Origin of the sequence: Actinoplanes sp. SE50/110 (assembly GCF_900119315.1) — a bacterium.
In the GTDB taxonomy this organism is placed as follows: Bacteria; Actinomycetota; Actinomycetes; order Mycobacteriales; family Micromonosporaceae; genus Actinoplanes.
This window is the reverse complement of record NZ_LT827010.1, coordinates 7016343-7040178: the sequence shown is the minus strand read 5'-3', so window position 1 is coordinate 7040178 and position 23836 is coordinate 7016343. Positions and strand designations below refer to the sequence as shown.

Below are 23836 nucleotides of genomic sequence, written 5' to 3'. Positions count from 1 at the left end.
CAGCGCCGGATGGGCCGCTTCGCGCGCGGATTCTTGCCAGGGATGCTCGCGGACGGCAGGGAAATCGCCGCCTCTTGCAGCGCCGGCCATGCCACCTGCGTGGACGTCGGCCGCTCAAAAGAGGCCGAGAACACGCTCTCTCGCTCGCTACCGCGCCCCTGTCTGACGGATTGCGCAAGAAGTTGCAGCAAGTTTCCCGGGCGGTGCGGGTCAGGCAGCCGAGGCGTCGGCGGTCAGAGCGCGGTGTGCCGGCGCCATCGCGGTCGAGCTGCGGACCACCAGCTCGGGCCGGAAAAGGTACTCTGACCTGGGCGAGCCATGGCCGTTGATGTCGTACACGAGGGACCGGACGGCGGCCACCGCCATCGCCGCGACCGGCTGGCGCAGGGTGGTCAGCGGCGGGTCGGTGAAGGCCATCAGCGGCGAGTCGTCGAAACCGATCACCGACACGTCGTGCGGGACCCGCATGCCGCGCCGGCGAGCCGCCCGGATCGCGCCCAGCGCCATCATGTCGGAGCCGCAGATGATGCCGGTCGCACCCTTGTTGAGCAGTCGCTCCGCGGCCACCTCGCCACCCTCGACACCGAACAGGGTGAGCTCGACCAGGTCGTCGGCGTCGGCCGCCGGGACACCGAGCTCACGCTGCATGGCGGCCCGGTAGCCGTCGAGTTTGCGCTGCACCGGACTGAACCGGTGGGGACCGGAGATCATCCCGATCCGGCGGTGGCCGAGCGAGGCCAGGTGACCCACCGCCAGGTCGCCGGCGAGCTGCTCGTCGCACGACACGAACGGCGCGTCGATGCCGTCGGTGTGCCCGTTGACCAGCACGATCGGCAGCGGGCGGGCGAGCAGGCGGTGATAGCGCTCGACGTCCATGGTGGTGTCGGCGTGCAGGCCGGAGACGAACACGATGCCGGAGACCTGCCGGTCGAGCAGCATCTCCACGTACTCGTCCTCGGTGACCCCGCCGGGGGACTGGGTGCAGAGCACCGGCGTGTATCCGCTCTGGGCCAGCGTGGACTCGATGACCTGGGCGAACGCCGGGAAGATCGGGTTGTCCAGCTCGGGCACGACCAGGCCGACCAGGCCGGCGCTGCGTTTGCGCAGCCGCTCGGGGCGCTCGTAGCCGAGCACGTCGAGGGCGGTGAGAACCGCCTGCCGGGTTTCCGGGGAGACGCCCGGGCGGTCGTTGATGACGCGAGAGACCGTCGCCTCGCTGACCTGGGCTTGACGGGCGATGTCCGCCATCCGTGCACGCATGTTGTCACTGTAGTGCCGAGCCGTTACCGGCCATCAGCCTGCAAGCCCTTCCATTGACTGCAAGAGCTTGCTAACGTCCCGGCAACAAGGACGACACCTTACCGATCTTGTGGGCGCCGAGCTATGTCCGGGCCCAAGACACCCCTTTTAACGCGCTAATCCGTATCTGACGGGAGTATTTTCATGCGCATCCGCACCGCCGGCGTCATCGCGGCGAGCATGCTCTGCCTGGTCGGCGCCGCCGCCTGTGGCGACAAGAAGACCAGCACCTCGGCCGGCCCCAAGGCCAGCGCCGCCACCGGCGAGCTGATCATCTGGGCCGACGACAAGCGCTCCGCCGCGCTCAAGCCGTTCGCCGACAAGTTCGGCCAGGAGAACGGCGTCACCGTCAAGATCCAGGCGATCTCGAAGGACCAGCAGACCACCTTCCTCACCGCCTCGCAGCAGGGCAGCGGCCCGGACGTGATGGTCGGCGCGCACGACTGGATCGGCAACCTGGTGCAGAACGGCGCCATCGACCCGGTGCAGCTGTCCGACGCGCAGAAGAGTGGCCTGCAGCCGGGCGCGCTCAAGGCGGTCACGTTCAACAGCCAGACCTACGGCGTGCCGTACGCGACCGAGAACATCGGCCTGATCCGCAACACCGACCTCGCGCCGACCGCGCCGGCCACCATCGAGGACGTGGTCGCGCAGGGCAAGAAGCTGGTCGCCGAGAAGAAGGCGTCGGAGGTGCTCTGCCTGCAGTCCGGCCCGACCGGCGACGCGTACCACGCCTACCCGCTGTACGCCTCGGCCGGTGGCTACCTGTTCGGCGCCGCCGGCAACGGCGACCTGGACCCGAAGGACCTGGGCGTCGGCAAGCCCGGCTCGGTCGCCGCGTTCGAGAAGCTGCGCGCCTTGGGCGAGAAGGGTGACGGCGCCCTGAAGCGCTCGATCAGCCCGGACAACTCGGTCGCCACCTTCACCGGCAAGAAGTGCGCCTTCCTGGTCTCCGGCCCGTGGGCGACCGCGGACGCCAAGAAGGCCGGCATCAACTACGACATCACCGCGGTTCCGCCGTTCAAGGGCGGCAAGGACGCCACCCCGTTCCTGGGTGTGCAGACCTTCTACGTCGCGGCGAAGGGCAAGAACAAGGCGCTGGCCCAGGAGTTCGTCACCAACTACGTGACCACCCCGGAGCTGGCCGTCGCGCTCTACCAGGCCGACCCGCGTCCGCCGGCGCTGACCAGCGCCCTGGACCAGGTCAAGGCGAACGACCCGGACGTGGCCAAGTGGGCCGAGGCCGGTAAGAACGCCATTCCGCTGCCGGCGATCCCCGAGATGGCCGCCATCTGGGAGCCGTTCGGCAAGGCCGAGGCCGCCGTCATCGGTGGCGCCGACGCCAAGTCGACGGTCGACGCCGCTGCCAAGACCATCTCGGCCGCGATCACCAAGTAATGACGACGCAGCTCGAAGGGCCCGCCGCGACGCGGGCCCTTCCCGCCCCCGAGGCCGAAGTGGAAAAGAGCAGTTCGCTGCGCAGCCAGAGCATCAAGATCGTGCTGCTGGGCCTGGTCGTGGCAATCGCGGTGTGGGCCGCCTTCCCGCTGGCGGGCGGCGAGCACTGGATCGGGCTGGGCATCCTGGCCGCGACCACCGCCGGGCTGCTCTACCTGTATCTGTCGCCGCGGCACATCCCGGCGAAGTACCTGGTGCCGGGCACCATCTTCCTGATCATCTTCCAGATCTTCCCGGTGCTGTACACGGCCGGTACGGCGTTCACCAACTTCGGTGACGGCCACCGGGGCAACAAGGCTGAGGCGATCACCGCGATCCAGACCGCCTCGGTGACCCGGGTGCCCGGCTCCACCGAATACCAGCTCAAGATCCTGGCCAAGGGTGACCAGCTGGCGTTCCTGATCACCGACCCGAAGACCGGCAAGGTCTCGCTCGGCGACGCCGGCGGGCTCAAGCCGGTCGACGGGGTGCCGGCCGGGTACACCGTGCTCAACGCCGGTGAGGCCAGCGCGCGCAGCAGGGAGATCACCGATTTCGCGGTGCCGACCGCGGCGGGCGCGATCCGCTCGGCGGGGCTCTCCCGGGCGTACGAAGGAAAGGCTGTTCGCGCCTTTGATCCGGCGACCGACAGCATCAGGGACACGACGACCGGCAAGGTGTGGAAGGCCGACGACGGTCAGGGCGCGTTCGTCGCGACCGACGGGGAACGCCTGGCGCAGGGCTGGAAGGTCAACGTCGGGTTCGCCAACTTCACCCGGGTGCTCACCGACGACACCATCCGCTCGTCGTTCGTGGGCACGCTGATCTGGGACTTCCTGTTCGCGATCGGCTCGACCGGCGGCACCTTCCTGCTCGGCATGTTCTGCGCGATCGCGCTGCAGTCGACCCGGATGCGCTTCCGCGGGCTGTACCGGATCCTGATGGTGCTGCCGTACGCCATGCCGTCGTTCGCGATGCTGCTGGTCTGGCGGGACATGTTCAACACCGACTTCGGCCTGATCAACAACGTGCTGGGGATCCACGTCGACTGGCTCGGCACGCCGATCACCGCGCAGCTGGCGGTGCTGCTGGTCCAGCTCTGGCTCGGCTACCCGTACATGTTCCTGGTGACCACCGGCGCGCTGCAGGCGATCCCGGCCGAGCTGACCGACGCCACCAAGGTGGACGGCGCCGGCCCGTTCCAGGCGTTCCGGGCGATCAAGCTGCCGTTGCTGCTGGTCGCGCTGACCCCGCTGCTGATCTCGTCGTTCGCGTTCAACTTCAACAACTTCAACGCGATCTACCTGACCACCGAGGGCGGCCCGTTCCCGGCCGACAATCCGAACAGCGGCGCCACCGACCTGCTGATCACCTACACGTACCGGCTGGCCTTCGGTGGGTCCGGCGCCCAGTACGGCTTCGCCGCGGCCATCTCGATCTTCATCTTCCTGATCGTGGCGGTGGTCTCCGCGGTGAGTTTCCGGCGCACCCGGGCTCAGGAAGAGGTGTACTCATGACCGCGAAATGGTTCAAGGACACCGGCTGGCGGCACCTCGTCGCCGTCCTCGCGGTGGTCTTCTCGCTCGGGCCGATCCTGTTCGTGCTCTCCGCGGCGCTGAACCCGCTGGGCACACTGTCGTCGAGCACGCTGATCCCGAGCGGGGCGTCGCTGGACAACTTCTCCCGGCTGTTCACCGACACGAACTTCCCGCACTGGTTCCTCAACTCGGTGATGATCGCCGGGCTGGCCAGCGCGAGCTCGATCTTCCTGTCCGCGCTCGCGGCGTTCGCGTTCAGCCGGCGACGCTTCTCCGGCCGTCGTACCGGCCTGCTGTTCCTGCTGTTGATCCAGATGTTCCCGCAGTTCCTGGCCGTGGTGGCGCTGTTCCTGATCTTCTCGACGATCACCGACCTGTGGCCCGAAATCGGCTTCAACACCTGGTGGGGCATGATCCTGCTCTATCTGGGCGGCGCGCTGGGCGTGAACACCTGGCTGATGAAGGGCTTCTTCGACACCGTGCCGAAGGAGCTGGACGAGTCGGCCACGGTCGACGGTGCCTCGCACACCGGGATCTTCTTCCGGATCCTGCTGCCGCTGGTCTCGCCGATCATCGCGGTCGCCGGCCTGCTCGCCTTCATCGGCACCATCAACGAGTTCCTGCTGGCCAACCTGTTCCTGCGGGACGGCGCCTCGAAGACCCTGGCGGTCGGCCTGTACGGCCTGGTCCAGGGCTCGGACCGGAACACCAACTTCGGCATGTTCTGCGCCGGCACCCTGCTCACCGCCATCCCGACGGTCGGCGTCTTCATGTATCTGCAGCGCTACATCGTCGAGGGACTCAGCGCGGGCGCGGTCAAGGGATAGTTATCTCCACCGATTGATGACCAGAGAGGCATACTGTGGCAGCGAGTAAGACGCGGTGGGGGACCGCGGTGCTCAGCCTTCTTCTCCCACTTCTGACCGTCCCGGCTGCCGAGGCGTCCGCCGCTTCGAATGAGCCCAGCGCCTCGGTGATCGCCAACTGGGGGTCCGACAAGCCGGCGAGCAACGAGCAGTACTACTTCGTCCTGCCGGACCGGTTCGCCAACGGCGAGAAGTCCAACGACAAGGGCGGCCTCACGGGGGACCGGCTGTCGACCGGGTACGACCCCGCCGACAAGGGCTTCTACCACGGCGGCGACCTCAAGGGCGTGATCGACAAGCTCGATTACATCCAGGGGCTCGGCACCACCGCGATCTGGCTCGCGCCGGTCTTCAAGAACCGTCCGGTGCAGGGCACCGGCGCCGACGTGTCGGCCGGTTACCACGGGTACTGGATCACCGACTTCACCCAGGTGGACCCGCACTTCGGCACCAACGCGGACCTCAAGAAGCTGGTCCAGCTCGCGCACCGGCGGGGGATGAAGATCTTCCTGGACATCATCGTGAACCACACCGCTGATGTCATCAAAAACCGGGAGAACAAGTACTCGTACATCGACAAGGCGACCTCGCCGTACACCGACACCGAGGGCCAGCCGTTCGAGGACAAGAACTACGCGACCGGCAGGAACGGCTTCCCGAAGGTCGACGCGACGTCCTTCCCCTACACGCCGACCGTCGACCCGAAAGACAAGAAGGTCAAGGTTCCGGCGTGGCTGAACGACGTCACGATGTACCACAACCGCGGTGACTCCACCTTCTCCGGCGAGAACAGCGAGTACGGCGACTTCTACGGCCTCGACGACCTGTGGACCGAGCGTCCCGAGGTGGTCAGGGGGATGACCAGGATCTACGCCGACTGGATCGGCGCGACCGGCATCGACGGGTACCGCCTGGACACCGTCAAGCACACCGACCTGGACTTCTGGCCGCAGTTCACGGCCGGGATCAACCAGGCCGCGGCCAAGGCCGGCAAGCCGGGCTTCTTCATGTTCGGCGAGGTGTACAGCGCCGACCAGGAGATCGAGTCGACGTACGTCCGCAAGGGCGGGCTGCCGGCCACCCTGGACTTCTCGTTCCAGGCCGCCGCGCAGGCGTTCGTCACCGGAGGCGGCACCGCGGCCGGGCTCTCCGACGTGTACGCCAAGGACGACCTCTACACCACGCCGACCACCAGCGCGGAGCGGCTGCCGACCTTCCTCGGCAACCACGACATGGGCCGGATCGGCTCGTTCATCGCCGCCGCCTCGACCGCCGACACCCAGCTCAAGCGCGACGAGCTCGCGCACGAGCTGATGTTCCTGACCCGCGGCCAGCCGGTCGTCTACTCCGGTGACGAGCAGGGCTTCACCGGCCCGGGCGGGGACAAGGACGCGCGCCAGGACATGTTCGCCAGCAAGACCGCGGACTACCTGAAGGACGACCTGATCGGCACCGACCGCACGCACGCGGTGGACAACTACGACACCGCGCACCCGCTGTACCGGACGATCGCGTCGCTGGCGAAGCTGCGCAAGGCGAACCCGGCGCTGGTCGACGGCGTGCAGGTGACCCGCTACGCGGCGACCGGGGCCGGTGTCCTCGCCGTCTCCCGGATCGACAGGACGAAGCGGACCGAGTACGTGGTGGCCGCCAACAACGCCACCACCACCCAGACGGTCAGCTTCGCCACCTCCTCGCCCGGGGCCACCTTCACCGGGATCTACGGCGGGGCGGCCCCGGTGGTCGCCGGCGCGGACGGCAAGGTCACCGTCACGGTGCCGGCCCTGTCCACCGTCGTACTGCGCTCCAACGCTCCCGAAGCCGTGCCGGCGGCCGCGCCGACCGTGACCCTGAAGCCGGCCGCCGGCGCCAAGGTCGCGACCCGGACCGAGCTGACCGCCGAGACCACCGGCGACCCGCTCGCCACGGTCACCTTCGCGGCCCAGGTCGGCGACGGACCGTGGAAGCTGCTGGGCACCGCCGACAGGGCGCCCTACCGGGTGTATCACGACCTGGACGGGCTGGCCGGCGGCACCCCGGTGAAGTACAAAGCAGTGGTGCGGGACAGTCGCGGACGACTCGCTTCATCGTCGACGAGCATCACGGTGGCCACGCCGACGCCGGCCTCCACGGTGGGCTACGCGATCGTGCACTACCAGCGGCCGGCCGGCGGCTACGCCGACTACGGCCTCTACACCTGGGGTGACGTGGACCCGTCGATGTCGACCTCGTGGCCGAACGGGCAGCCGTTCGTCGGCGAGGACGCGTACGGCCGGTTCGCCTACGTCAAGCTCGCGCCGAACGCCAAGAGCATGGGCTTCATCGTGGTCGGCAAGGACGGCGTGAAGGACACCGACGCGGACCGGTCGCTGGACCCGACGAAGAACCCGGAGGTCTGGCTCAAACAGGGCGATCCCGCCGTCTACACCACGCCGCCCGCGGTGCAGCAGGACCAGGGCAAGGCGATCATCCACTGGCGCCGGGCCGACGGGAACTACGACGGCTGGGGGCTGCACGTCTGGGACGGCGCCGCGACCGGCACCGACTGGGGCAGCCCGCTCAAGCCCACGAAGATCGACTCGTACGGAGCGACGTTCGAGGTGCCGCTGGCCGACGGCGCCGCCGGGCTCAGCTACATCATCCACAACGGCGACGCCAAGGACCTGCCGACCGATCAGCGCCTCACCTTCGCCGACGCGGGCCACGAGGTGTGGCTGCTCGCCGGGCAGCAGGAACGCCTGCTGCCGCTGGTGAAGACGGCCGGCGGCACCGGATCCACCGATGTCACCAAGGAGTCGGCGGTCTGGATGGACCGCTCGACACTGGCCTGGCAGACCGGTGGCAGCACCGACGGCAAGGTCTACGACCTCGTGTGGTCGCCGACCGGCGGGATCGGCGTGGCGAACGGCGAGCTCACCGGCGACTACAAGACCGTGTCGCTGCACGCGAAGGGGACCGGCCTCACCGAGAGGCAGCGGGACCGGTTCCCGCACCTGTGGCAGTACCGCGCCTTCACCACCGACGCCCGGAACGTGGCGGACATCGTGCGAGGCCAGGTCGTGGTCACCGAGCGGAACACCGACGGCAGACTGCTCGCCGCGACCGGCGTGCAGACCGCGGGCGTGCTCGACGACCTCTACCCGAAGGCGGTCGACGCCGAGCTCGGCTACCTGCACGGCCGGGTCGCGGTCTGGGCGCCGACCGCGAGCAGTGTCGAGCTGGAGACCTACGACAACGCGACGGCGTCCAGCGCGACGCTGGCGACCATGAAACGGGATGACCGGACCGGCGTCTGGTCGCTCCCGGTGGCCCGGGGCGACTACGGCAAGTACTACAGGTTCCGGGTCACCGCGTGGCAGCCGGCCGCGCAGAAGGTGGTCACCGCCTCGGTCACCGACCCGTACTCGGTCGCCCTGTCCACCGACTCGAAGCGGAGCCGGTTCCTGGATCTGAACGACCCGAAGCTGGCCCCGGCCGGATGGGACAGGCTGCGCAAGCCCGCCGCCACGGCGCCGGCGAAGATCCAGATCCAGGAATTGTCGGTACGGGACTTCTCCATCGCCGACTCGTCGGTGCCCGCCGCCGAGCGGGGCACGTACGCGGCGTTCACCGAGGCCCGCGCGGCCGGGGTGCGGCATCTCGCGGATCTCGGCAAGGCCGGGGTCACCCACGTACACCTGCTGCCCGTCTTCGACTTCGCGACGGTGCCGGAGAACCGGGCCGACCAGGCGCAGCCCGGCTGTGACCTGGCCGCGCTGCCGGCCGACTCGGATCAGCAGCAGGCCTGTGTGGCCAAGGTGGCCGGCTCCGACGGCTACAACTGGGGTTACGACCCGCTGCACTACACCGTCCCGGAGGGCAGCTACGCCGTCGACCCGGCGGACCGGACCCGGGAGTTCCGCTCCATGGTGGCCGGGATCAACAACGCCGGCCTGCGCGTGGTGATGGACGTCGTCTACAACCACACGTCGGCGGCCGGCACCGACCCGAACTCGGTGCTCGACCAGATCGTGCCCGGCTACTACCAGCGGCTGCTCGCCGACGGCACGGTGGCCGACTCGACCTGCTGCGCCAACACCGCGCCGGAGAACGCGATGATGGGCAAGCTGGTCGTCGACTCGGTGGTCACCTGGGCCAAGCAGTACAAGGTCGACGGCTTCCGGTTCGACCTGATGGGCCACCACCCGAAGGCGAACATCCTGGCCGTGCGCAAGGCCCTCGACAAGCTCACCCTCAAGCGCGACGGGGTGGACGGCAAGAACATCTACGTCTACGGCGAGGGCTGGAACTTCGGCGAGGTGGCGAACAACGCCCGCTTCGTGCAGGCCACCCAGCAGAACATGGCCGGCACCGGGATCGGCACGTTCAACGACCGGCTCCGGGACGCGGTCCGCGGCGGCGGCCCGTTCGACGACGACCCGCGGATCCAGGGCTTCGCCTCCGGTCTGGCCGACTCGGGCACCGACAACGCCCGGCTGCTGCACTACCAGGACCTGATCAAGGTGGGGCTGACCGGCAACCTGGCCGGCTTCGCCTTCACCGGGAACGACGGCAAGGTCGTCACCGGTAAGGACATCGACTACAACGGCGCGCCGGCGGGCTACACCGCGGCGCCGGACGAGGCGATCACGTACGTCGACGCCCACGACAACGAGATCCTGTACGACGCGCTCGCCTACAAGCTGCCGCAGAGCACCACGGCGGCGGACCGGGCCCGGATGCAGTCGGTGGCGCTGGCCACCACGGTGCTCGGGCAGGGTGTCGGCTTCGTGGCGGCCGGCAGCGAGCGGCTGCGCTCCAAGTCGCTGGACCGCAACTCGTTCAACTCCGGCGACTGGTTCAACGCGATCGAGTGGGACTGCACCAAGGGCAACGGGTTCGGCAAGGGCCTGCCGCCGGCCGCGGACAACCAGGCGAAATGGCAGTACGCCAAGCCGCTGCTCGCCGACCCGGCGCTCAAGCCGGACTGCGCGGCGATCAACCTGGCCGACAACCGGTATCGGGAGCTGCTCCGGATCCGGACGTCGTCGCCGGTCTTCGGCCTGGCGACCGGCAAGCAGGTGCAGCAGCGGGTGGCGTTCCCGCTGTCCGGCAAGACCGAGACGCCCGGCGTGATCACGATGACGCTGGACGCCCGCGGCCTCGGCGGGAAGTGGAAGTCGATCACCGTGGTGTTCAACTCCACGTCGGCGACCGCGACCCAGACGCTGCCCGCCCTGGCCGGTAAGAAGGTCGCGCTGCACCCGGTGCAGCAGGCCTCGGCCGACCCGCTGGTGCGGACCGCGTCGTTCGCCGCGGCGACCGGCACGTTCCGCGTCCCGGCACGTACCGTCTCGGTGTTCGTGCAGAACTGACACTGATGGGCTGCCGGCCCCGCTCACCCGATCAGCCCGGGAGGGCGGGGCCGGTTTCAGTTCTGCAGGACCGGAGCCGACAGCCGGTCCTGGAGCTGGGCGACCGGCTCCGGGCGGCCCAGGTGGTAGCCCTGGACGAACCGGCAGCCCATCACGGTGAGCAGGTTGAGCTGGTCCGCGTCCTCGATGCCCTCGGCGACCACCCGCAGGCCCAGCGTGTGCCCGAGCTGGATGACCGCGTTGACCAGTTCCTGCTGGCGCCCGTTGCCGGCCATCCCGTCGATGAACGAGCGGTCGATCTTGAGCACGTCGACCGGGATGTCGCGGAGATAGCCCAGCGACGAGTAGCCGGTCCCGAAGTCGTCGATCGCGATCTTGACACCGAGCTCGCGCAGTTCCTCCAGCCGGGCGGCGGTCACCGCCAGGTCGCGCATCAGCACCGTCTCGGTCAGCTCCAGCACCAGGCAGCTCGGGGCCAGGCCGGTCGCCGAGAGCGCGTACGCCACCTGGTCGGTCAGGTCGGGCATCTCCAGGTGGGTGGCGGACAGGTTGACGCTCACCCAGGCCGGCGCGGTCGCCGGGTCGTCGGTCTGCCACTGCTTGACCGACCGGCATGCCTCCAGCAGCACCCACCGGTCGATCTCCACGATGATCCCGGTCTCCTCGGCCATCGGGATGAACGAGCCGGGCAGCCGCAGCCCAGGTAGCCGATCAGCAGCTTGCGGCGAACACCCACCTCTCAACGATCGGCCGGAACCCGGATCATCTTTGCGGCGCCGGGGTGGCACGTCGGCGTTGCGCCGCGTCTCCTGCCCGGCGAGCGCGGGAGCCGGGTCAGACCGCGACGGTCTCGCGGTGCTGCGGCCCGGTGGCGGTCGTCCGCCTCCTGGCGCGCAGCCCCAGGCCGATCGCGACCAGCAGGGCGCCGCCGGTGATCACGCCGACCAGCTGTGCGGAGAGGTCGAACAGCTTCAGCGAGCTGGCCAGCAGCACGATGATCAGGGCGGAGCGGACCAGGCCGCCCGGGGCCCGCGAGGAGATCCGCGAGCCGATCAGCACGCCGGGGATCGAGCCGAGCACCACCGCGCCGGCGATGTCCAGGTGCAGGTCGCCGAAGAGGGCGTGCCCCAGCGCGGCCGCGGTGACCAGTGGAACGGCCTGCACCAGGTCGGTGCCGACCAGGTCGTTGGCGCGCAGCTTCGGATAGACGGCGAGCAGCGCCACGATGATCAGCGAGCCGGAGCCGACCGAGGTGAGCCCGACCACCAGGCCGCCCATGATGCCGATCAGCAGGGTGGGCAGCGGCCGCACGGTGATCGCGGCGGGCGGGGCGTCGGCGGTGCGCCGGCTCGCCCAGGCCTTGGCGACCATGCCGGCGGCGGCCAGCAGCAGCGCCGCCCCGAGGGCGATCTTGACGGTGTGCTGGACCGCCCTGTCGTCGCCGAGCAGGCGCAGCAGCAGCACGCCGAGGAAGGCGCTGGGCACGCTGCCGGCGCAGAGCCAGCCGACAAGCTTCCAGTTCACCGTGCCGCGCTTGGCGTGCACCGCGCCGCCGAACGGTTTCATCACCGCGCTGGCCGCCAGGTCGCTGCCGATCGCGGCGACCGGGTTGACGTGGAACAGCAGCACCAGGATCGGCGTCATCAGCGCGCCGCCACCCATGCCGGTCAGTCCGACGATGATGCCGACACCCAGCCCGGCCAGCGCCATGGTGAGATCCATGGCCGGAAGTCTGCCTCCGGATAACCCACCTTGTCTACTAAATCAGTTGAGTTTATCGAGATTCCCGACGGCTGGGATCCCCGAGCAGCGGCGCGATGTCCTCGGCCGGCATCGGGCGGGCGAAGTGAAAGCCCTGGGCGAACCGGTAACCGGCCCCGCCGGGGATCAGCACCGCGGCGGCCGGGAGACCGGGGCCGTCGGTCCGGCGCCACGCTGGGGCCCCCATTGATCGGAGGATTCGGCGGTTCGCGCAGGACTCTTCAGTTGCCGGCACGGTTGCCGATCGGGACGGCCGTGGATGAGCTTGTGCTGGAGATGCTGCGCGACGACCTCGACCGCCGGGTGACCGCGGCGGCCGCCACCATGGCCGACACGCTGCGACTGCTCACCGCGGCGCGCGAGCTGGCCGGGGATGCCCCGGGTGGCGAGTCGCTGCGCGCGGCGATCGAGGAGCTCACCGCGGCCCACGCGGATCTGCTGGTCAGGAGTCGGTGAACGACTCCCAGTCGAGGCCGAGCCGGCGCAGGCGGCGCAGCAGGCCGGGATGGCGGACCCCGACGTACATCTCGCACCAGTCGGCGTCGTCCTCGCCGAGCAGCACCACCGTGCCGGGCCCGGCGTAACACCGGGAGAACAGGCATGGCCAGCGCATCGGCCGCAACGGGACGCGGCGCAGCGGGGCGATGATCCGCTGCGCCTGCGGGCGGTCGACGAACGCCATCCCGCCCAGCGGCCCGTCCATCGCGGCCCGGGCCAGCGCGGCGTTGAGCAGGAAACCGGCGAGCCGCTCCCGCTCGGGCAGCAGCCGGTCGCTCAGCCCGTCGTAGAAGACCTCCGGATCGTCCTCGCCGGGCGGCATCGCGAGGGTGAACATGCCGTCGCCCTCATGACCGAAGGTGATCAGACCGTCCGGGCGGTCGGCCAGCGGCTCCGGCAGGATGCGCGAGGAGATTCCGTACACCTCGGGCCGCCCGGCCGCCACCCGGTGGAACGCCCGCAACGCCGTCGGCTGACCCATCGGATCGACATCCGGAACGCGGCGGGCCGGTACGCCGGAATACCACGCCGTGATAAACCGCTCCATCGCGCCGGTCGGGTCGTGGCCCACCATGTCGAGCCACTCGGGGCCGGGCTCCAGCAGACCGGGCGGCAGCGCCTCCTCGAAGCGCAACCGGATGTCGTGCAGCGCCCCGCGCCGGTAGCCGAGCTCGGCGGACCGGGCCACGCCCAGTGCCAGGCAGCCCTGCGGCAGCCGGGCGAACGCCCGCACCGCCGGTCGCAACACCCCGGCCAGGCGCTCCTCGAGGAGTTCGGGGAACGGCCCGGGCAGCACCATCTCGTCGGCCCCGCCACCCGGGGCGATCACCACGACGGCGTCCGGCCCGACCGCGTAGGCGGCGTCCGCGCCGGTGAGCAGCGTCGCCCCCGGACCGGCCAGGGCGAGCGCCTCGGGTTCGGCGACCACCGACCAGAGTCCGATCTCCACCGCCACACGGTAGACGCCGCCGGCCCGGCCGGCTCGGACAGTGACACAGCCCTCAGGGATGGACGACGTCGTCTTCTCGCGCTGTTCGGGGTCCGGCGGGCGCTGGCGGCGACCGGGTCGTGGTCCGCGAACCGACGAATACCGGTACGCCTCGGCCGCCGAGGAGGCGCCGGCCGGGCCGGCATGATCGGTTCCGGCTCTCGTTTCTGGCACATCCGGGGCGCTGCCTGCGGTCTTTCCGGATGTCGGTGGGCGCGCTCCCAGGTCAGCGGGACGTCCCTGATGTCGGCTTCTGTCCCGGGAGTCGGGATGTAACAACGGGCTAACCGCAAGAACAAGAAGTGAACGTAGGCTCGACGCCAAGTAACCGAACGTCGCTCCCGGGCTCGGTGCGGAGCTACGACCCAGCGGTCCGGTCGCAGTGCGTGGCCAGGAGGCACCCACCATGCATGATGAAGTGCTGAACCTGATGGACGACTGTCTGACCAAGCTGATGGTGCTGCGGGCCGAGCTGGCCGCGGCGCGGCGCGTCCGCCTCGGCGAGCGGCGGGTGGCCGTGCTGCGGGCGATCGATGCCGCCGCCGGGTTCGCCGAGGCCGCGGCGCTTGCCATCGGCGAGCCGGTGCCGCCGGCCGTGATCCCGGTCTCGCCGGCCGTCAGGCCCCTCTCCGCGACCGTCGTGCCGATCGTGCCGGTCTCGGCAAGCTACCGGTGAGTTAACTTCGGGCTCCGTCGATGAAGCTCCGCGGAACATCCGCCGGCGTATACCCAAGCGGTCACCAGATTTGATACATAGAACGGCATGACTGTCCTCCCTAGTGCCGCGGAGCTTCCCGGCGTCCCGGTCGGCCGCCGCGCCGTTCTGCTCGCCGGCCTGACCGCCGGTGCCGGCGCGGTCGCCGCGGCCGCGCTGCCCTCGGTCGCCGGCGCGGCCGGTTCCGCCTTCCAGCACGGTGTCGCCTCCGGTGACCCGCTCCCGGGCGGCATCCTGCTGTGGACCCGGGTCACCCCCACCCCCGAATCGGTGCCGGCCTCCGGCCTCGGCCCGCAGGTGGACGTGGACTGGCAGGTCGCCACCGACGCCGGGTTCGCCACGGTGGTGCGGTCCGGCACGGTCAGCACCGGCCCGGACCGCGACCACACCGTCAAGGCCGACATCAGCGGGCTCAGCCCGGCCACCACGTACTGGTACCGCTTCGGCCTGGGCGGCGAGTGGTCGCCGGTCGGTCGCACGATGACCGCTCCGGCCGCCACCGACGCCATCGCCCGGCTCCGGGCCGGCGTGGTCAGCTGCGCCAACTGGGAGGCCGGCTACTTCGCGGCCTACCGGCACCTGGCCGAGCGCGGCGACCTGAACCTGGTGGTGCACCTCGGCGACTACATCTACGAGTACGGCACCGGCCAGTTCGACGCCGGCGGCACGGTGGTCCGCACTGTGGCCCCGCTCAACGAGACGCTCACCCTGGCCGACTACCGGACCCGGCACGCGCTCTACAAGACGGACCCGGACCTCAAGGCCCTGCACGCCTCGGTGCCGTGGATCATCACGTGGGACGACCACGAGGTGGCCAACGACATGTGGAGCGGCGGCGCGGAGAACCACACCCCGGCCACCGAGGGCGACTTCGCGGCCCGGGTCGCCGCCGCCCGGCAGGCGTACGCCGAGTGGATGCCGGTCCGGCTCGCCGCGGACGGCCACATCTACCGCCGGCTGCGCTACGGCGACCTGTTCGAGCTCTCGATGCTGGACCTGCGCACCTACCGTTCGCAGCAGGCGTCGGGTGCCGTCGTCGACGACGAGGACCGGACCATCGCCGGCGCCGCCCAGCTCAACTGGCTCACCGACGGGCTGGTCAACTCCACCGCACTGTGGAAGATCGTCGGCAACCCGGTGATGATCTCCCGCCTCGACGTGCTGGCCCTGCCGGCCTGGCTGCTCGGCCCGCTCGGCGAGCTGATCGGCGTCCCGCAGAACGGCGTCGTGCTCAACGCCGACCAGTGGGACGGCTACAACGCCGACCGGGAGCGCCTCGTCGACACCCTGCGCGCGCACGACACCAGGGACGTCGTCTTCATCACCGGGGACATCCACACCAGCTGGGCCAACGAGCTGACCACCAAGGACACCGGCACCGCCCATCCGGCCGCGGCCGAATTCGTCGTCCCCTCGGTCACCAGCGACAACATCAACGACGCGCTGGGCACCAGCCCGGGCGGGCCGCTCAGCCTGCTCGCCGCCAGCCTGATCCGGGCCACCAACCCGCACGTCAAATGGGTGGAGACCGACGGGCACGGGTTCGGGGTCCTGGACATCACCCGCAGCCGGTGCCGGATGGACTGGTACCACCTCGCCGACCGGACCAGGAAGGACAGCGCCGCCAAGTGGGTGCAGGGCTGGTCGGTCGGCCGCGGCTCCGCCAAGATCCGTAAAGAGTCCGCCCCCGGCTGACCGGACGGGCCGGCCGGCGCCCGGGTGGCGCCGGCCGGCCCGGTCCCGCGGCTCAGCCCAGGGCGTACGCCCGGGCGATGGTGACCTCCCCGTACGCGCCGTTGACCGAGGTGACCCGGCTGCGCAGCCAGACCCGCCCGCTCATCGCGTTGGTGACCGTTCCCTGCCAGGTCGTGCCGCTGCCGGTCACCGGCATCGACGTCCAGGTCCGGCCCTCGTCGAACGACGCCAGCAGCGTCACCGTCCTGATCGCGCTCGCCCGGCCGACCGTGATGTCCGGATTCCCGGAGCGGCGGTCCGGCAGGATCTGCACCACCGTGGTGCCGCCGGCCGTGCCCTGGTTGTTCAGGTTCAGGCCGGCCGGCGCCAGTCGGGGCAGTTGCACGTCGGTGAGGTACGGCCGGGCCTCGGGATCCAGGCTGACCCGGAAGATCGCCTGCGAGCTCGACGAGAGCAGGTCCGCCGGGTAGGTGATGCCGGGCCGGTAGCGGCGGGCGTTGACCTGCAGCGTGTACCAGCCCTTGGCCGGGACCTTGGCGATGAAGCCGGGGTCACCGTCGGCCCAGTTCTGCCGCCACTGCTGCTTCACCACCCGGCTCCGACTGTCGGTGAGCGTGACCAGGGACCGCTCGCTCGCCTCGAATTCGTCGGCGTTACCCGGGTCCCGGAACATCGTCGAGGTGTCGAAGTTGAGGCTGGCGCCCGTCATCATCTCCGGTACGTGGTACGCCGGTCCCCAGGCCGAGGCGAAGAACGTCGTGCTGGAGGTCCGGCCCGCCGCCACGGTCACCTTGCGCCAGTCGAAGCCGAGACCGGCGGTGGCGCCACCGGTCTCCACCGCCGACCAGTCGGCGTCCAGCCGCCACTTCCCGGCGCTCGCGTGCACCTTCGCGGTTCCCGGGGCGGGGCCGCCGAACACCCCGACGCCGTAGCCCGGGTGGCAGTCGTCGTCCTCGTGGAAGGTCAGGCCGGCCTGGTCGCTGCCGGCCGGGCCGCGCCGGACGGCCGCGCTGACCGTGCCCAGCGAGGACACCGCGATCGTGCCGTGCACCCCGGCCGGCACCTTGGGGTGCGGGCCGCCGGCCACCATCCAGGTCTCGTTGCCGCCCTGGCTCTGCCAGATCGAGGACCAGGAGAAGCGCAGGTGGGTGGAATTGTTCGAGAGGACGAACAGCTTGCCGGGCTGGTTGTAGGCGTCCACCTTGATCGGGGCGCCGGTGGCTTCGGAACAGATCGCCGCCCGCACGGTCTGCGCATAGCCGGCGCCCGGGCCCTGGTCCAGCCGCACCCCCACCGGCTGGCCGCCGCGGGCGTCGATGGTCGCGGTCACCGCCCCGGCCGGCACGGTCACCATGGTGGCGCCCAGCGTGTCGGTGCCGTCGCGCTGGTTCCACATGTCGGTGATCACCGCGTACGCCCCCTTCGGCAGTGCCTTCGCCGAGAAGCTGGACGCGGTGTAACTCTGGTTGCTGGACAGGTTGATGATCCGCAGCGAGGTGTGGAAGACCTGGCCCGACCGGTCGTAGGTGTTGACCGTCAACGTTCCGGACGCGGCCGACGCCGACCCGGCGGTGCTCAGGAGGGTGACCGGCAGCAGCGTGACGACCGCCGCGGCCAGGAGAGTGAGCCTGCGCAATGCAACCCCGTTCGGTGTGATGGTGGCGCGGGATGCTAGCAGTGATCCACTCCGGGGCGGCACCCGGCTGAGCGCGCCTGGTGACCGGTGACTCAGGCCCGGTGATCGGCGGCTCAGGCCTGGTGGTCGGTGGCCCGGGCCGCGCACAGGAACGCGCCGCCGACCGCGAAGGCGCCCAGCACGGCCAGCGAGATCTGCTGCTCGTGATCCAACTGCCGGTCATAGGTGGTGCGGTCCACCACGGTCAGCCGGTCGTGGTCGGCCAGCACGTACGTGCCGTCGGCGCGGACCTCCGGATTGCCCTGCAGCGCGACGAAGGCCAGCACGATCGTCAACCAGAAGCCGAAGAAGACCACCCCGGCCGCGATCGCCGCCCAGACCGGCACGTGCGGCGGCACCCAGGACGCCAGGGACCACAGCCGGCGCGGCTGCTGCGTGCGGTAGGCCCGCCGGTTGGCCAGCACGCCGGCCGCGAAACCCGGCACCGTCAACAGCGCGGCGATCCCCACCGCGACCACCTTGTCCACCGGACGATGGCCGAGTGCGAGCGCCACGACCAGGGCGCCCGCCCACAGCACGCCGGCCCCGCACAGCACGCTGTACCAGAGCAGCCCCCGATGCGACATCATCACCGCAGACGCTAGTGCCCGCCCGGCCACCGCGGGCCGGTTTCGGTCCACCGGCGGCCGGCCACGCACGACGTAGCCCCGCGATGCGGGTCCGGGTGGCGGCGGGCGGCTGCTCACCGCGTACCGCCGCAATCGGATTCCTCCCGGGGCCGCGACCGCAAGATCTCAGCGGACCCGCAGCGGCAGGTCGTAGGTTTCGCCGCGGCGCAGCGGATGCACGTTCTCCCGGCAGCGACGCAGATAGTCGCTGAGCGGCGACTTCATCACCCGGTAGTCGTCGTAGTGGATGGGCAGCGCCACCTTCGGCCGGATCAGGCCGGTCAGCGCGGCGCCCTGCCGCCCGTCCATGGTCACCAGCAGCCCCAGGATCCGGGTGCCGCCCAGGTGGATGAGCATCGCGTCGATCTCGCCGCAGCGCTCCCGGATCTCCGAGAGGAACGGGCGGTGCAGCGTGTCACCGGTGATGTAGATGCGGGTCAGCGGCTCGCCGTCGCGCTCCCACTCGATCAGCGAACCCATCACGTCGGGCAGCAACCGGTCGACGAACCCCGGGCCGTGCCGGCCGGGCAGTGCGGTGATCCGCAGGGTCTGGCCGGCCCGCTGCCACTCGGTGGCGTCCCAGACCGGGATCCCGCGGGCCGCGTCCCAGTGCCGCCTGCGCAGCCGGCGTTCGGCCTGCGGGGTGGTGAGGATCGGCAGATCACGCGGGACGCTGCGGCGGGCGGCCCGGTCGAAGTGGTCGCCGTGCAGGTGGGAGAGGAGGACGGCATCCAACGGGGGGAGATCGGCGAACCTCATCGCCGGGTCGATGAGCCGCCTGGTCCACATCCCGTAACCGAGGTGGACACGACTGCCGGCGTGCCCGAACGCGGGGTCGGTGAGCAGGGTGAACTCGCCGAGCCGGAGCAGGGTGGTGGCATTGCCGATGAACGTGACGGTGGCTTGCGGTGTCATCGGGCTCGCATACCCGGTTTTCTGCGGTCCACGTCTCTGCTAGCCTGACAAGTTGACCGTCAATTCTTGTGACGGGCAAAAGCATCCACTTTCAGATTACGTCACGGAGGCACACGTGTCAAGTCTGTCAAGCCTCGCCGAGGAACAATTCCACCTCGGCGTGCTCTACGGCCGTCTCGACGAGCTGCGGGCACAGGCGCGGAATCGGCTCGACGAAGCCCGGCGGCAGGGCGGCGGCCTGCCCTCCTGGCGGTCCCATCGCGACGCCGCCACCCAGGCGTACGCCGAACGCCTCGCCCGGTACGACGCCGTCGAACCGGGCCTCTGCTTCGGCCGCCTCCACCTGCGCGACGGCGACAGCCTGCACATCGGCCGGATCGGCCTGCACGACCCGGACCGGGCGCTGCTCGTCGACTGGCGCGCTCCGGCCGCCCGTCCGTTCTACACCGCGACCGCGATCACCCCGCAGGACGTCACCCTGCGCCGCCACATCCGCACCCGCGACCGCACCGTAGTCGACCTCGACGACGAGATCCTCGACCTCGACACCGCCACCGACCGGTCCCTGGTCGGCGAAGCCGCCCTCATCGCCGCCCTGACCGCCGACCGCACCGGCCGGATGCGCGACATCGTCGCCACCATCCAGGCCGAACAGGACGCGGTGATCCGCTCCGACGCCGGCGGTGTCCTCGTCGTCCAGGGCGGACCCGGCACCGGCAAGACGGCCGTGGCCCTGCACCGCGCCGCCTACCTGCTCTACACCCACCGCGAGCAGCTCGCCGCCCGCGGCGTCCTGATCGTCGGGCCGAACGCCACCTTCCTCCGCTACATCTCCCAGGTCCTGCCGTCCCTCGCCGAAACCGGCGTGCTGCTCGCCACCCTCGGCGACCTGTACCCCGGAACGACCGCGCGGCGGGCCGAACCGGCGGAGGTCGCGGAGATCAAGGGCCGGGCGACGATGCCGGAACTCCTTGCCGGGGCCGTCCGGGACCGGCAGCGGATCCCGGAGACGCCGCTGGAGATCCCGGTGGACGGGCATGTCCTGCGGCTCACCGCCGCGGACTGCGTCACGCCCCGCGAACAGGCGCGCGCATCCGGGCTCCGGCACAATCCGGCGCGGCCGATCTTCGCCGCCGGAGTGCTGACCGCGCTTGCCGGGCAGATCGCCGACCGGATCGGGGACGATCCGTTCTGGGATGATCCGCTGGGTGGGGACGATGCGCTGGCCGGCCCCAACGTCCTCGATGAGGACGACCTGGCGGACATCCGGGCGGACCTTGCCGAAAACCCGCGGGTCCAGGCCGCGCTCGACTCGCTGTGGCCGGTGCTCACCGCCGCTCGACTGCTGACCGATCTGTACGCCTCCCGGCCGGCCCTGCTCTCCGCCGCCACCGACCCCCCACCCGTCGCCGCGCCTGTCCCGGTGTCCGAAGGGCCAGCGGACGGGGGTGGGCCGGTGGCCGGAAGACTGCTGAGCGTTGCCGAGTGTGCGGCGCTGTGGCGGGAGCCGGGCGGCGGCTGGTCGCCCGCGGACGTGCCGCTGCTCGACGAGGCGGCCGAGCTCCTCGGCGAAGACGACCGGGACGCCCGGGCCGCGGCCGCGCGGGAGCAGTCGCGGCGGCTCGCCTACGCGCAGGGCGTCCTGGACATCACGGCCGGATCCAAGTCGTTCGAGCTGGAGGACGACGACGAGGCCGCGATCCCGAACGCCGCCGACATCATGGAAGCCGACATGCTCGCCGAACGCTTCCAGGACCGGGTCCACCTGTCGACCGCCGAACGCGCCGCCGCCGACCGGGAATGGGTCTTCGGCCACGTGATCGTCGACGAAGCCCAGGAACTCTCCCCGATGGCCTGGCGCCTCCTGATGCGCCGCTGCCCGAGCCGCTCCATGACCATCGTCGGCGACCTGGCCCAGGCCGGCAGTCTCGGCGCCCCCACCACCTGGTCGGAAGTCCTCACCCCGTACGTGGCCGACCGCTGGCGCCTGGCCGAACTGACCGTCAGCTACCGCACCCCGGCCGAGATCATGTCCTACGCCGAACGCCTGCTGGCCACCGTCGACCCCACGATCGTCCCGCCTCGCCCGGTCCGCTCCACCGGCGTGGCACCGTGGGAAGCCACCGGCACCCTCACCGACCTGGCCGCCCGGGTCACCGCCGACATCGACGCGTTGGCCGGCGGCCGCCTGGCCGTGATCGCCCCGGCCGGCCACCAGGCAGCCCTGGCCGCCGCCCTGCCGGCCCTCACCACCGGCCCGTCCCCGGACCTGGAGGATCACGCGGTCCTGCTCACCGTCGCCCAGGCGAAGGGCCTCGAATTCGACACCGTTCTCGTCATCAACCCCGCGGAGATCCTCACCGACTCCCGCCGAGGCTCCCACGACCTCTACGTGGCCCTGACCCGCCCCACCCGGAACCTCGGCGTCTTCACTCTCCTACCCCGCTGACCGCGCCACCCGCTACGGGATCGGACAGCAAGGAGGCGGGCCGGGGTGGAGAGGGACGGTCAGCGGGGGAGGGGCCGCACGGCCCGCGGTTTCGGCGTGTGGCGGCGGTAGGCACTGTCCGTCGGATCGTCGGCGAGCCAGAAACGCCAGGGCACATCATGGGCCGAGGTCACGCCCACCCGGGGCCCGGCTGCGACGGCGCCCACCGCGCCGGCCGGCGGGGTGAGGGTGGCCGGCCCGGATCCGTCGATGACCGAGGTGTCGTTGGCGGCCCGGTCGAGGGACAGCACCTGCATGAGCTTGGCCGGGCCGGATGCCAGATCGGTGTCGCGGCGGGCGGCGGGGCGGCGGGCGCGGGCCAGGTCGTGGCCGTCGACGATGGCGGCGGCGCGGAGCAGGACCGCGGCGGCCCGGCCGGATTCGCCGCAGACGATGTTCGCGCAGTAGTGCATGCCGTAGATCTGGTAGACGTAGAGGCGGCCGGCCGGGCCGAACATCACCGCGTTGCGGTTGGTGAGGCCGCGATGGGCGTGGCTGGCCGGGTCCGCGCCCAGGCCGCTGTAGGCCTCGACCTCGGTGAGCCGGGCGGTCACGCCGTTGGCGGTCAGGTGCCAGCCGAGAAGTTGCCGGGCCGCCTCGTCGACGGCTTCGGCCGGTAGGTCCATCCACCCGTACGTCATCGGCCCAGCCAATCACAGCGCCTTCCGGCCGACACGCATGCTCCCGGTGACGGACGTGTTACCGGTCGGTATAGTTCGCCGCCATCGGGACGGCTGGGGAGCGAACGATGGCGCAGGGGCACAACGGGGATGGCGCGCCCGACCCGGAGACGGTCGTGGCGGGGGTGGCCGAGTCGCGGCCGGTCGACGCGGAGGTCATCGAGGCGCTGCGTGCGGCCACCGCGCACCGGGATGGTGCGGCCGAGGTGGCGGATCCGGCGGAGCCGTCCATCCTGGACGCCGAGCCGGAAGCCGCCGAGCCCGAAGCTGCCGAACCCGAAGCTGCCGAGCCCGACGGCGCCGACGCCGCGACGGTGCCGCCGGAGGTCGGCGGCACCGGACTCCCGCGTACCGCCGCGATCGGGAAACGCTGGGGCGCGCTCATCGCCGGCGTGCTGGCGGTCGTCCTGCTGGTTCTGATCGGTCTGGCCTGCAGCGGGGTCTTCACCTCCGCCGCTCCGCCCACCCCGCTGCCGTCCGCGGATCCCCTGACCCCGAGCGCTCCGGGCAGTTCCGGCCTGCCGGCCACGCCGAAGGCCGCGGTCCATCCGGCCCGCACCGCCGGCGACCTGGACCAGGTGTGCGGCGGGACCTTCTTCCCGGCCTCGCCGAAGTATCAGGGCCGGGGTCCACATCCGATTCTGATCAGCGCCCGCGAGCGGCTGGATCTGACCGACCGGGCGACTCGCACGTTGCACCGTTTCGCCTTCGCGGGCGCGGCGAGCGGCAAGCTGACCTGGGCGCCGGCCGTGCCGAAGGTGCAGCTGGTCGCCTGTCTCGATCTGGCCGGTCCGGGTGCCAGGCTCCGGGACTGTCCGGGTGACACGGCGAAGTCCCCGAAGCTGCCACTGGTGGTCGGCAGGTATCGGCTGACCGTGGTCGAGGTGGCGACCGGCCGCACCGTCGCGGAGTCCGAGCTGACCGGGGCCGGGAAGTCCTGCCCGTGGGTGGCGATGACCGGTTCTGACAAGACGCTGTATTCGTCGGTGGACGACAACCAGCTCTATCGGGCGTTGAAAGCCCCGGTCGCTCAGGCGATTCCCGGGTCGGCCCAGCCGAGAAAGCGTTCGTAGAGGTCGGCGGGCGGGCCGCCGGTGCCGGCGGCCCAGTCGTCGATGGCTTCGATCATGCAGGATCCGAGGTAGACCGACAGGCCGTGCGAGAAGTGGTGGTACTGCTCGGCGAGTTCCACTTTGGCGGTGGCGCACGGCCAGGGACGGCCGCAGACCCGGCAGTCCCACGAGGGGCGTTCCCCGACGTGTTCGGTGCGCGGCACCAGCATGTCCACTCCCCGTGAC

At 70.8% G+C, this 23836-nt stretch carries 19 protein-coding genes; 9 read left to right on the top strand and 10 right to left on the bottom strand.

What is annotated here, in order from left to right:
• Positions 1-210 precede the first annotated feature (210 nt).
• The gene (locus tag ACSP50_RS31485) at positions 211-1260 is read right to left on the bottom strand and encodes a LacI family DNA-binding transcriptional regulator (RefSeq protein ID WP_043512559.1); all 1050 of its coding nucleotides are present in this window, start codon (positions 1258-1260) and stop codon (positions 211-213) included.
• Positions 1261-1443: 183 nt separating this feature from the next.
• Between ACSP50_RS31485 and ACSP50_RS31480 the strand changes: the two genes are divergently transcribed.
• From ACSP50_RS31480 to pulA, 4 genes are read left to right on the top strand one after another with little or no spacing between them, the layout of a single operon-like run.
• Positions 1444-2697: a maltose ABC transporter substrate-binding protein gene (locus ACSP50_RS31480; protein ID WP_014693350.1), complete on the top strand. Its 1254-nt coding sequence runs from the start codon at positions 1444-1446 to the stop codon at positions 2695-2697.
• The gene (locus ACSP50_RS31475; protein WP_014693349.1) at positions 2697-4253 is read left to right on the top strand and encodes an ABC transporter permease subunit; all 1557 of its coding nucleotides are present in this window, start codon (positions 2697-2699) and stop codon (positions 4251-4253) included. Before ACSP50_RS31480 ends, ACSP50_RS31475 begins: the two co-directional genes overlap by 1 nt.
• A complete protein-coding gene (locus tag ACSP50_RS31470; RefSeq protein ID WP_014693348.1) occupies positions 4250-5101 on the top strand; it encodes a sugar ABC transporter permease in 852 nt (283 codons plus the stop codon). The genes ACSP50_RS31475 and ACSP50_RS31470 overlap by 4 nt, the downstream gene beginning before the upstream one ends.
• A gap of 35 nt (positions 5102-5136) precedes the next feature.
• On the top strand, positions 5137-10494 hold the full coding sequence (gene pulA, locus ACSP50_RS31465; protein ID WP_014693347.1) for a pullulanase-type alpha-1,6-glucosidase: 5358 nt from the start codon (positions 5137-5139) through the stop codon (positions 10492-10494).
• A gap of 56 nt (positions 10495-10550) precedes the next feature.
• Here pulA and ACSP50_RS31460 read toward each other — a convergent pair whose 3' ends face one another.
• From ACSP50_RS31460 to ACSP50_RS42670, 3 genes are all read right to left on the bottom strand, one after another.
• On the bottom strand, positions 10551-11165 hold the full coding sequence (locus tag ACSP50_RS31460; protein ID WP_014693346.1) for an EAL domain-containing protein: 615 nt from the start codon (positions 11163-11165) through the stop codon (positions 10551-10553).
• A 163-nt stretch (positions 11166-11328) separates the two neighbouring features.
• Complete coding sequence (locus tag ACSP50_RS31455) at positions 11329-12216, bottom strand: sulfite exporter TauE/SafE family protein (protein ID WP_052311781.1); 888 nt, start codon at positions 12214-12216, stop codon at positions 11329-11331.
• Between the two features lie 52 nt (positions 12217-12268).
• Positions 12269-12442, bottom strand: a complete 174-nt coding sequence (locus ACSP50_RS42670; protein WP_014693344.1) for a hypothetical protein — start codon at positions 12440-12442, stop codon at positions 12269-12271.
• Positions 12443-12510: 68 nt separating this feature from the next.
• Between ACSP50_RS42670 and ACSP50_RS31450 the strand changes: the two genes are divergently transcribed.
• Positions 12511-12711: a hypothetical protein gene (locus tag ACSP50_RS31450; protein WP_155123693.1), complete on the top strand. Its 201-nt coding sequence runs from the start codon at positions 12511-12513 to the stop codon at positions 12709-12711.
• Here the strand turns inward: ACSP50_RS31450 and ACSP50_RS31445 are convergent.
• Positions 12698-13702: a hypothetical protein gene (locus ACSP50_RS31445; RefSeq protein ID WP_155123692.1), complete on the bottom strand. Its 1005-nt coding sequence runs from the start codon at positions 13700-13702 to the stop codon at positions 12698-12700. The genes ACSP50_RS31450 and ACSP50_RS31445 overlap by 14 nt on opposite strands.
• A gap of 445 nt (positions 13703-14147) precedes the next feature.
• Here ACSP50_RS31445 and ACSP50_RS31440 point away from each other — a divergent pair, with 445 nt between their 5' ends.
• Together ACSP50_RS31440 and ACSP50_RS31435 are read left to right on the top strand one after the other, a co-directional pair.
• The gene (locus ACSP50_RS31440) at positions 14148-14417 is read left to right on the top strand and encodes a hypothetical protein (RefSeq protein ID WP_014693341.1); all 270 of its coding nucleotides are present in this window, start codon (positions 14148-14150) and stop codon (positions 14415-14417) included.
• An 87-nt stretch (positions 14418-14504) separates the two neighbouring features.
• Positions 14505-16151 (top strand): alkaline phosphatase, encoded by a 1647-nt coding sequence (locus ACSP50_RS31435; protein WP_014693340.1) that lies wholly within the window; start codon positions 14505-14507, stop codon positions 16149-16151.
• Between the two features lie 52 nt (positions 16152-16203).
• Here ACSP50_RS31435 and ACSP50_RS31430 read toward each other — a convergent pair whose 3' ends face one another.
• The 3 genes from ACSP50_RS31430 to ACSP50_RS31420 form a co-directional block, all read right to left on the bottom strand.
• Positions 16204-17787 (bottom strand): hypothetical protein, encoded by a 1584-nt coding sequence (locus ACSP50_RS31430; protein WP_043512553.1) that lies wholly within the window; start codon positions 17785-17787, stop codon positions 16204-16206.
• A gap of 113 nt (positions 17788-17900) precedes the next feature.
• The gene (locus tag ACSP50_RS31425) at positions 17901-18416 is read right to left on the bottom strand and encodes a hypothetical protein (RefSeq protein ID WP_014693338.1); all 516 of its coding nucleotides are present in this window, start codon (positions 18414-18416) and stop codon (positions 17901-17903) included.
• Positions 18417-18581: 165 nt separating this feature from the next.
• The gene (locus ACSP50_RS31420) at positions 18582-19370 is read right to left on the bottom strand and encodes an MBL fold metallo-hydrolase (RefSeq protein WP_014693337.1); all 789 of its coding nucleotides are present in this window, start codon (positions 19368-19370) and stop codon (positions 18582-18584) included.
• Between the two features lie 115 nt (positions 19371-19485).
• Between ACSP50_RS31420 and ACSP50_RS31415 the strand changes: the two genes are divergently transcribed.
• A complete protein-coding gene (locus ACSP50_RS31415; protein WP_014693336.1) occupies positions 19486-21819 on the top strand; it encodes an AAA family ATPase in 2334 nt (777 codons plus the stop codon).
• Between the two features lie 59 nt (positions 21820-21878).
• On the opposite strand, the gene ACSP50_RS31410 is transcribed toward ACSP50_RS31415, so the two are convergent.
• A complete protein-coding gene (locus tag ACSP50_RS31410; RefSeq protein ID WP_014693335.1) occupies positions 21879-22499 on the bottom strand; it encodes a DNA-3-methyladenine glycosylase in 621 nt (206 codons plus the stop codon).
• A gap of 107 nt (positions 22500-22606) precedes the next feature.
• On the opposite strand from ACSP50_RS31410, the gene ACSP50_RS31405 reads away from it, so the two are divergent.
• Entirely contained in the window at positions 22607-23611 is a 1005-nt protein-coding gene (locus ACSP50_RS31405) for a hypothetical protein (RefSeq protein WP_014693334.1), read from the top strand.
• On the opposite strand, the gene ACSP50_RS31400 is transcribed toward ACSP50_RS31405, so the two are convergent.
• On the bottom strand, positions 23569-23820 hold the full coding sequence (locus ACSP50_RS31400; RefSeq protein WP_014693333.1) for a hypothetical protein: 252 nt from the start codon (positions 23818-23820) through the stop codon (positions 23569-23571). The two genes, ACSP50_RS31405 and ACSP50_RS31400, sit on opposite strands and share 43 nt — an antisense overlap.
• Positions 23821-23836 lie beyond the last annotated feature (16 nt).

Coding starts and splice junctions, on each gene's coding strand:
- ACSP50_RS31485 (WP_043512559.1), bottom strand. CDS start 1,260: ATGCGTGCACGGATGGCGGACATCGCCCGTCAAGCCCAGGTCAGCGAG.
- ACSP50_RS31480 (WP_014693350.1), top strand. CDS start 1,444: ATGCGCATCCGCACCGCCGGCGTCATCGCGGCGAGCATGCTCTGCCTG.
- ACSP50_RS31475 (WP_014693349.1), top strand. CDS start 2,697: ATGACGACGCAGCTCGAAGGGCCCGCCGCGACGCGGGCCCTTCCCGCC.
- ACSP50_RS31470 (WP_014693348.1), top strand. CDS start 4,250: ATGACCGCGAAATGGTTCAAGGACACCGGCTGGCGGCACCTCGTCGCC.
- ACSP50_RS31460 (WP_014693346.1), bottom strand. CDS start 11,165: ATGGCCGAGGAGACCGGGATCATCGTGGAGATCGACCGGTGGGTGCTG.
- ACSP50_RS31455 (WP_052311781.1), bottom strand. CDS start 12,216: ATGGATCTCACCATGGCGCTGGCCGGGCTGGGTGTCGGCATCATCGTC.
- ACSP50_RS42670 (WP_014693344.1), bottom strand. CDS start 12,442: ATGGGGGCCCCAGCGTGGCGCCGGACCGACGGCCCCGGTCTCCCGGCC.
- ACSP50_RS31440 (WP_014693341.1), top strand. CDS start 14,148: ATGCATGATGAAGTGCTGAACCTGATGGACGACTGTCTGACCAAGCTG.
- ACSP50_RS31435 (WP_014693340.1), top strand. CDS start 14,505: ATGACTGTCCTCCCTAGTGCCGCGGAGCTTCCCGGCGTCCCGGTCGGC.
- ACSP50_RS31425 (WP_014693338.1), bottom strand. CDS start 18,416: ATGATGTCGCATCGGGGGCTGCTCTGGTACAGCGTGCTGTGCGGGGCC.
- ACSP50_RS31420 (WP_014693337.1), bottom strand. CDS start 19,370: ATGACACCGCAAGCCACCGTCACGTTCATCGGCAATGCCACCACCCTG.
- ACSP50_RS31410 (WP_014693335.1), bottom strand. CDS start 22,499: ATGACGTACGGGTGGATGGACCTACCGGCCGAAGCCGTCGACGAGGCG.
- ACSP50_RS31405 (WP_014693334.1), top strand. CDS start 22,607: ATGGCGCAGGGGCACAACGGGGATGGCGCGCCCGACCCGGAGACGGTC.
- ACSP50_RS31400 (WP_014693333.1), bottom strand. CDS start 23,820: ATGCTGGTGCCGCGCACCGAACACGTCGGGGAACGCCCCTCGTGGGAC.